6 protein-coding genes and 1 pseudogene are annotated in these 7,855 nt (G+C 68.8%); all 7 read right to left on the bottom strand.

What is annotated here, in order from left to right; all coding sequences use genetic code 11:
• Positions 1-80, bottom strand: a pseudogene (locus tag V7D28_RS11865) (DNA-binding response regulator); the annotation flags it as partial.
• Positions 77-2,746, bottom strand: a complete 2,670-nt coding sequence (locus V7D28_RS11860) for a sensor histidine kinase KdpD (protein WP_333587591.1) — start codon at positions 2,744-2,746, stop codon at positions 77-79. The pseudogene V7D28_RS11865 and the gene V7D28_RS11860, both read right to left, overlap by 4 nt.
• Positions 2,743-3,324 (bottom strand): potassium-transporting ATPase subunit KdpC, encoded by a 582-nt coding sequence (gene kdpC, locus V7D28_RS11855; protein WP_333587590.1) that lies wholly within the window; start codon positions 3,322-3,324, stop codon positions 2,743-2,745. Before kdpC ends, V7D28_RS11860 begins: the two co-directional genes overlap by 4 nt.
• Positions 3,325-3,507: 183 nt before the next feature.
• The gene (locus tag V7D28_RS11850) at positions 3,508-3,648 is read right to left on the bottom strand and encodes a hypothetical protein (protein WP_333587589.1); all 141 of its coding nucleotides are present in this window, start codon (positions 3,646-3,648) and stop codon (positions 3,508-3,510) included.
• Positions 3,648-5,717 carry a potassium-transporting ATPase subunit KdpB gene (gene kdpB, locus V7D28_RS11845; RefSeq protein ID WP_333587588.1) on the bottom strand — a complete coding sequence of 690 codons (2,070 nt, stop codon included), beginning with the start codon at positions 5,715-5,717 and terminating at the stop codon, positions 3,648-3,650. The genes V7D28_RS11850 and kdpB overlap by 1 nt, the downstream gene beginning before the upstream one ends.
• Before the next feature lie 20 nt (positions 5,718-5,737).
• The gene (gene kdpA / locus V7D28_RS11840; protein WP_333587587.1) at positions 5,738-7,447 is read right to left on the bottom strand and encodes a potassium-transporting ATPase subunit KdpA; all 1,710 of its coding nucleotides are present in this window, start codon (positions 7,445-7,447) and stop codon (positions 5,738-5,740) included.
• A gap of 13 nt (positions 7,448-7,460) precedes the next feature.
• Positions 7,461-7,592 carry a potassium-transporting ATPase subunit F gene (locus V7D28_RS11835; RefSeq protein ID WP_305284385.1) on the bottom strand — a complete coding sequence of 44 codons (132 nt, stop codon included), beginning with the start codon at positions 7,590-7,592 and terminating at the stop codon, positions 7,461-7,463.
• Between the last annotated feature and the right edge of the window lie 263 nt (positions 7,593-7,855).

Genomic DNA, 7,855 nt, shown 5'->3' with positions numbered 1-7,855 from the left:
GCATCCAGGGCCGGGCCCAGGAACCGGTGGATCTGCGGTTCATCGTCGATGACCAGGATACGGGGACGCGAACCGCTCACAGAAGGCCTTCCGGGGTGGCCCGCGACTTGGGCAGGCTGATCAGGATACGTGTGCCACGGCCCTCATGGATCGGCGAGGCCGCGGCGATGCGGCCGTCCATCACCTCGATAAAGCCCTTGGCGATGGCCAGACCCAAACCCGATCCCTTGCCGCGGTCGCTAGCCTCGTCAAGCCTGCGGAACTTCTCGAACACGCGCTCCAGTTCGGCGGTCGGAATGCCACGTCCCTCATCCTCAATGCTGATGACCACGTTCTTGTGGTCCTCATAGGCGGCGACCTCGATCGTGCTGGCGTCGGGGCTGTAGGCGATGGCGTTCTCCAGGATGTTCACCAGGGCCTGCTCCAGCAGGGTTGGGTCGGCCATGACAAGGGTCACCCGGTCTGGAAAATCCCATTCGATCCTTCGCCCGCCCAGGCGGCGCGTCACCTGCTCAACGGCGGCGCGCAGCACGTCGCGGGCGTCCAGCCAGTCGCGGCGGGCCACCAGGGCGCCGCCCTCCAGCCGAGTCATATCCAGCAGGTCGCCTACATAGCGGCTCAACCGCTCGGCCTCCTCGCGGATCGATTGCAGGAGGTCGTCGCGCACCGCCGCCGACAGCCCGGCCCCATAGTCGATGAGGGTGGTGACTGAGCCCAGCACCGTCGAAAGCGGCGTGCGCAGGTCGTGGCTGACGGAGTTGAGCAGAGCGGCCCGGAGGCGGTCGGTGCGACGCAGGGCCTCGGCGTCCGCGGCCGTCGCGGCGAACTCCGCCCGCTCCAAGGCCACGGCGCCCTGGTCCAGCAGGGCGGCGACGAAGCGTTCCCCGTCCTCGGAGGCCACGGCCTGGGCGCTCACCGCCGCCACCCCGGCCCGCGTCTTCACCCCCTGAAGCGGGCGAAAGACCCAGGGCAGGTTGGGCATGGTGCCGGTCCCGGCGCCGGCCGGCTCCCCTCGCTCCCAGGCCCATCTGGCCGCAGCCATGTCGCCGGGCGTGAGGGCCGCAGCGCTGAGCGAGGCTCCGCTCAGTTGCAGATCGTCGCCCGCCGGGGTCAGAACGACGGCGTCTCCGCGTGTGGCCGCCGCCAGCTGCTCGGCGAGCGCCGCGGCCGCAGCCCGGGCGTCGGGCGCCGATGAGATCTGACGGGTGGCGGCCAGGACCGCCGCGATGCCCGAGGCCCTTCGGGCCACCAGCCGGGCCTGATCGCGGACCCGGCCGGTCAGCCAGCCGGTTGTGAGGGCCACAGCGAAGAAGACCGCGAAGGTCAGGACGTCTGCGGGATGGCCGATCCACACGGTGAGCCGCGGCTCAAGGAAGAAGAAGTTGTAGAGAAAGGCCGACGCCGCGGCGGCGACGACGGCCGGCCATAGGCCATAGGCCAGGCCCGCCACCAGGACGCTGAGCATGAAGACCATGGCGAGGTTCACGCTCTGGATGTAGCGGTCCAGCCCGTGGGCGATGGCGAAGGACACGCCGACCAGGGCCAGGGCGGCGATCTGTGGCCGCCAGGCCAAGCTCTTGTCTGCGGCCACGGGGGATGCCGCCTGGGCCGGCGGCTCGGACCCTTCTGTGACGACATGCAGCGCCGCGCCCTGGGTGCGGGTGAGCAGGGCTTCAACGAGGCTTGGCCGGAAGGGGCGTCTTGCTCGACTCTTGCCGATGACAATCTGGGTGACGTTGTTGCGCCGGGCGTAGTCGAGGACGGCGGCGACGATGTCGTCGCCGGTCAGGGTGACGCTGGAGGCGCCGAGCTGTTCGGAGAGCTTCACCGCTTCGCGCAGTCGCTGGGCGGCCTCGCCCGACATACCGGCCCGGTTGGGCTGCTCCACATGGGCGACGCTCCAGGGGGCGTCCATCATCATGTCCGACAGGCGTCGGCCCGCGCGCACCAATGAGCCGGCCATCGGGTCTGGACCGATCAGGACCAGGATGCGCTCACCCGCCGCCCAGGGTCCTTCGACACCGGCGCGCTTCATGGCGCCGATCAACTGATCATCGACCGCCTGGGCCGCACGGCGCAGGGACAGTTCCCGCAAGGCGGTCAGGTTCTCGATCTTGAAGAACCGCTCAGCCGCCAGCCGGGCGGTCTCCGGCACATAGACCTTTCCCTCGCCCATCCGCTCGCGCAGTTCGGCTGGGGTGATGTCCACCAGTTCGATCTCGTCGGCGCGGTCGAGCGCCATGTCCGGGACGGTCTCTCGCTGGCGAACCCCGGTGATCTTCCAGACCACGTCGACCAGGCTTTCCAGGTGCTGGATGTTCAGCGTCGTCCAGACGTCGATCCCTGCGGCCAGGAGTTCGTCCACATCCTGCCACCGCTTGGCATGCCGCGAGCCTGGGGCGTTGGAGTGGGCGTATTCATCGACCAGGAGCAGGGCGGGTCGTCGCGCCAGAGCGCCGTCGAGGTCAAACTCCAACAGCGTCGCCCCGCGGTGCTCCCGGGGCGACCTGGGCATGACATCCATCCCTCTGAGCAGGGCCTGTGTCTCCTTGCGCCCATGGGTCTCGACCAGACCGACCACCACGTCCTGGCCCTCGGCCTTCCGGCGTCGCGCGGCCCGGAGCATCTCGTAGGTCTTGCCCACGCCGGGCGACATGCCCAGGAACACCTTCAGCCGACCGCGCCCCGCCCGCGTGGCCGCAAGCAGGGCGTCAGGATCGGGCCGGCGGGGGGCTTCGGCGGTCATGGACGGTCAGGTTGCTCCGGCGCGAAGGCGTCGTCGAGGGCGAGGTTGGTCTGAAGCACGTTGACCCGAGGTTGTCCCAATATGCCGAAGGTTCTCCCCTCTACATGGGCGGCGATCACGGCCCGGACCTGGCTGATGTCTGCGCCTCTGGCGGCGGCGATGCGCTCAGCCTGGGCCAGGGCATTGGCCGGCGAGATGTGGGGATCCAGGCCGGAGGCCGAGGCGGTGACCGCATCGCCCGGGACTTCAGCGCTTCCGGTCTCCGCCCGCCACGCTGTCGCGCGGTCTGAGGTTTCGGCGATCAGGTCAGCGTTCAGGGGGCCAAGGTTGGAGGCGCCGGAGCCCGTGGCGTCATAGTCCACCGCAGACGGCCGCCCCTGCAGGTAAGCCGGCGAGGTGAAGGCCTGCCCCACTAGAGAGGAGCCGATGATGCGACCATCCCGGAGGATCAGGCTCCCGTCGGCCTGCTGCGGAAAGGCGGCCTGGGCGACGCCGGTGATGGCCAGGGGATAGGCCAAGCCCAGAAGGAGGGTGAACAGGCCCACCGAAACCATGGCCGGGCGGAGGAGGGAGAGCATGGGGTTAGCCTTGATCTGAAGGGAGAGGGGCGCCGCTGGGGGCATAGGCTTTCGCGGGCTGAGGATGATCGAGCGATGACGGATCCTCCCCGACATGCTCGAGAACCTGAACCAGGACGCTGAAAGCGAGGCAGAGGACGCCGGCGAGCTTGAACCAGAAGCCGCGGCTTTCGAGGAGGCGGATCATCGGAGCGCCTCCCCTTCGATGGCCGGTGTTACAGGCGCCAGGCTTGAGCCCTCCGCCCCACTCAGAAAGGCGAGGCCGAAGACCAGACCAAAGAAGACGCCTGCGGCCAGCAGCTGACGGAGCAGGTCCCGGTCCATCAGGCCAGCCCCAGAGATGAAAGGGCCAGGTCAATCAGCTTGATGCCGATGAAGGGGGCGATCAGCCCCCCCAGGCCATAGATCGCCAGATTGCGCGACAGAAGCTTGGCGGCCCCCAGAGCCCGGTAGCGGACGCCGCGCAGGGCCAGCGGGATCAGTAGCACGATGATCAGGGCGTTGAAGATCACCGCCGAGAGGATCGCGCTCTGCGGGCTCGACAACCCCATGATGTTCAGCGCGCCCAGGGCCGGCAGGCTGGTGACGAACATGGCCGGAATGATGGCGAAGTACTTGGCCACGTCGTTGGCGACCGAGAAGGTGGTGAGCGCGCCGCGGGTGATCAGCATCTGCTTTCCCACCTCGACGATCTCGATGACCTTGGTGGGGTCGGAGTCGAGATCGACCATGTTGCCGGCTTCCCGGGCGGCCTGGGCGCCAGTCTGCATGGCCACCCCCACATCAGCCTGGGCCAGCGCCGGGGCGTCATTCGCGCCGTCGCCGCACATAGCGACGAGGCGACCCTTGGCCTGTTCGGCGCGGATCAGGCGCAGCTTGTCCTCCGGCGTTGCCTCGGCCAGGAAGTCGTCGACTCCGGCCTCGGAGGCGATGGCCGCAGCGGTGACCGGATTGTCGCCGGTGATCATCACCGTGCGCAGGCCCATGCGCCGCAGGTCGGCGAAGCGGGCCTTCACGCCGGGCTTCACCACATCTTTCAGATGGATGACGCCGACCAGCACCCCATCCTCGCTGACCGCCAGGGGCGTGCCGCCAGAGCGTGCGATACGGTCGACCGCGGCTGCGACCTCCGGCGGGATCTCCTCAGATGTCAGGCCGACGGTGCGCAGCACCGCATCCACCGCGCCCTTGCGCCAGGCGCGGCCTTCGGCGTTCAGACCAGACTGGCGGGTGACGGCGGAAAAGGCGATCGGCTCGGCGCCTTGCGGGGCCTCTGCGACCTCGCCCTGCGAGCGGGCCAGGTCGACAATGGAGCGGCCTTCCGGCGTCTCGTCGGCGAGGGAGGCCATGAGCGCCGCGCGCAGAGCCTGCTCGGGCCGCACGCCTGGGGCCGGGATCACTTCGGTGGCCATCCGGTTGCCGAAGGTGATGGTGCCGGTCTTGTCCAGCAGCAGTGTGTCGACATCGCCCGCGGCCTCCACAGCCCGGCCAGACGTGGCCAGCACATTGACCTTCAGCAGCCGGTCCATGCCGGCGATGCCCACCGCCGACAGCAGCCCGCCAATCGTGGTGGGGATCAGGATGATGAACAGCGCGCCCAGCACCAGGGGCGAGAGGGTCACGCCCGAATAGGCGCCCAGCCCCACCAGTGTGAGCACGGCGATGAGGAAGACGAGAGTCAGGCCCGCCAGCAGGACGGCCAGAGCGACCTCGTTCGGCGTCTTGTGGCGGTCGGCGCCTTCGACCATGGCGATCATGCGGTCCAGAAAGGTCCCGCCGGGCTCCGAGGTGATCTTCACCTTGATCCAGTCGGAGACCACGGTGGTGCCGCCGGTGACGGCCGAGCGGTCGCCGCCGCTCTCACGGATGACCGGGGCGCTCTCGCCGGTGATCGCCGCCTCGTTGACCGAGGCCACGCCCTCGATGATCTCGCCGTCGGCCGGGATGACATCGCCGGCCTCCACCAGCACCACCTGGCCAGCGCCCAGTTCGTGGGCTGGGGTGGGGATGATGGTCCCGGTAGCCTCGTCGATGATCAGCTTGGCCCGGGTGGTGACCCGGCTGGCGCGGAGGCTGTCAGCGGCGGCCTTGCCGCGGCCCTCGGCGATGCTCTCGGCCAGATTGGCGAACAGCACGGTGGCCCAGAGCCAGCCGGCCAGCTGGATGGCGAAGGCGCCATTTTCGCCTCGTCCGATCAGCAGGGTGGCCGAAATGGTGCTCAGCACCGCCACCAGCCAGGTGGCGAAGATGACCGGATTGCTGGTCAGGCGGCGCGGGTCGAGCTTGACGAAGGCGTCCTTGGCGGCCCGCGCCAGGGCCGGGCCATCAAGGCTGGCGACGAGGCTGGAGGCTCTGCGGCGATTGTCGCCCAGCGGGATGTCGGTGGTGCTCATGAGACTGTGCTCCGCGAGACTTAGAGGCCGGCCAGGGCGTCAAGCGCCTGGAAGTGCTCGACGATTGGGCCGAGCGCGAGGGCCGGGAAGAACTGGAGGCCGCCCAGGATCAGGATCACCCCGATCAAGAGGCCGATGAAAAGTCCGTTGTCGGTGGGCAGGGCGCCGGCCGAAGGGGCGAGCTTGGGCTTGGCCGCCAGGGCGCCGGCGATGGCCAGCATGATGACGATGCCGGGGAAGCGGCCCATCAGCATGGCCAGGCCAAGCGTCGTGTTCCACCAGGGGGTGTCGGCGGCGAGCCCCGCAAAGGCCGAGCCGTTATTGGCGCTGGCCGAGGTGTAGGCGTAGAGGATCTCCGACATCCCGTGCGGTCCGGGGTTGGCCAGGCTCTCCAGCGCCACGGGCAGCACCGCCGCCGCCGCCGAGAAGCCGAGGATGGTGAGCGGCAGGACCAGCACGGCCAGCATGGCGTACTGGACCTCGCGGGCCTCGATCTTCTTGCCCAGATATTCCGGCGTACGGCCGACCATCAGGCCCGCCACGAAGACCGCCAGCAGGGCCATCATCAGCATGAAGCCGACGCCAGTGCCGATGCCGCCGGGCAGGATTTCGCCAAGCTGCATGAAGAACATCTGCACCCCGCCGCCGAGCGGCATGTAGCTGGCGTGCATGGAATTGACCGAGCCGTTGGAGGCGCCCGTGGTCATGGCCGCCCAGACGGCCGAGGCCGGCGCGCCAAAGCGGACCTCCTTGCCTTCCATGTTGACCGCGGCCTCGGCGCCGGCGGCGACCAGGGCCGGCGGGGCTTGGGTTTCGGTCCAGTAGAGGGTCGCGGCGCCTGCCGACAGCAGGACGAGGGCGGCGATGGCGATCGCCCTCAGATTTCGGCCCGCCAAGGCCGTGCGGCCAAAGGCGAAGAAGGCCGCCCAGCCCAGGACGTTGATCGAGATGGCGGCGATGAAGTTGGCGAGCGGCGTGGGGCCTTCCAGCGGATGGGCCGAGTTCACGCCGAACACGCCGCCGCCATTGATGCCGAGCTGCTTGATGGCGAGCTGACTGGCCGCGGCGAACATTGGAATGGTCTGCTCGCCGCCCTCGACCGTGGCTGCGCTAGCCGACGCCGAAAGCGTCTGGGGCACGCCTAGAGCGGCCAGGAGCAGCGCCACCACGATCGAGATGGGCAGCAGCACCCACAGCGTCGTGCGCACCAGGTCGGCCCAGAAGTTGCCCAGTCCCGTCTGGCGGTCGGCGGCGAACGCGCGGGCCAGAGCCGCGGCTACGGTCGCGCCCGTGGCGGCCGACAGGAAGTTCTGCACCGTCATCCCCGCCATCTGGCTGAGGTGGGTCAGGGTCGTCTCGCCGCTATAGGCCTGCCAGTTGGTGTTGGTGACGAAGCTGACGGCCGTGTTGAAGGCCAGCGGCTCAGACAGCGCGCCGAACCCCTGGGGGTTCAGCGGCAGAAAACCCTGCAGGCGCAGGATGGCGTAGAGCAGGACAAAGCCTGCCGCATTGAAGGCGAGCAGGGCGGCGGCATAGCCGGTCCAGGTCTGGGATTGGTCGGGGCGGACGCCGAGCGCGGCGTAGAAGCCACGCTCCACTGGTCGCAGCACTGGATCGAGCCAGGTGCGCTCGCCGTTCCAGACCCGCGAGATGAAGATCCCTATAGGCCAGCCGAGGAGGAACGGCAGCCCCAGGGTCAGGGCGATTTCCGCCCAGCCTTGCCAGTTCATGATGTGAGTTCCGTCAGAAGCGGTCAGGCCGCAGCAGGGCGGCCAGCATGTAGCCGCCGATCACAAGGGCGCCGGCGCCCCAGAGCACGAGTTCGGCCATGTCAGAGCCGCCGAAGCCCGGCGACCAGCGCGCCGAGCAGGGCAAAGGCGCCGAGCGCCAGAGCCAGATAGAGAATGTCGAGCATGTCCCGCCGCTTTCAGTGAGCGATGCGGGACCATCGCCCTGATCGGCATAAGGGCGCGAGACGGCGTTGTGCGCTGACGCATAAGGGAGACGTAAGGGTCGCACGCCGCAAACGTGCTGGCGGCCTAGCCGTGACGGTACGGCTGCTGGCGCCGTCACCTAGGTCTTCGACTAAATCTCTGTTTTACCGAGAAGAAATGGCTGTTATGCGAGTCCTGCCGGGC

Source organism: Phenylobacterium sp., assembly GCF_036723115.1.
In the GTDB taxonomy this organism is placed as follows: Bacteria; Pseudomonadota; Alphaproteobacteria; order Caulobacterales; family Caulobacteraceae; genus Phenylobacterium.
Note: the sequence above shows the minus strand (reverse complement) of the source record. Positions and strands in the feature narration are given on the sequence as shown.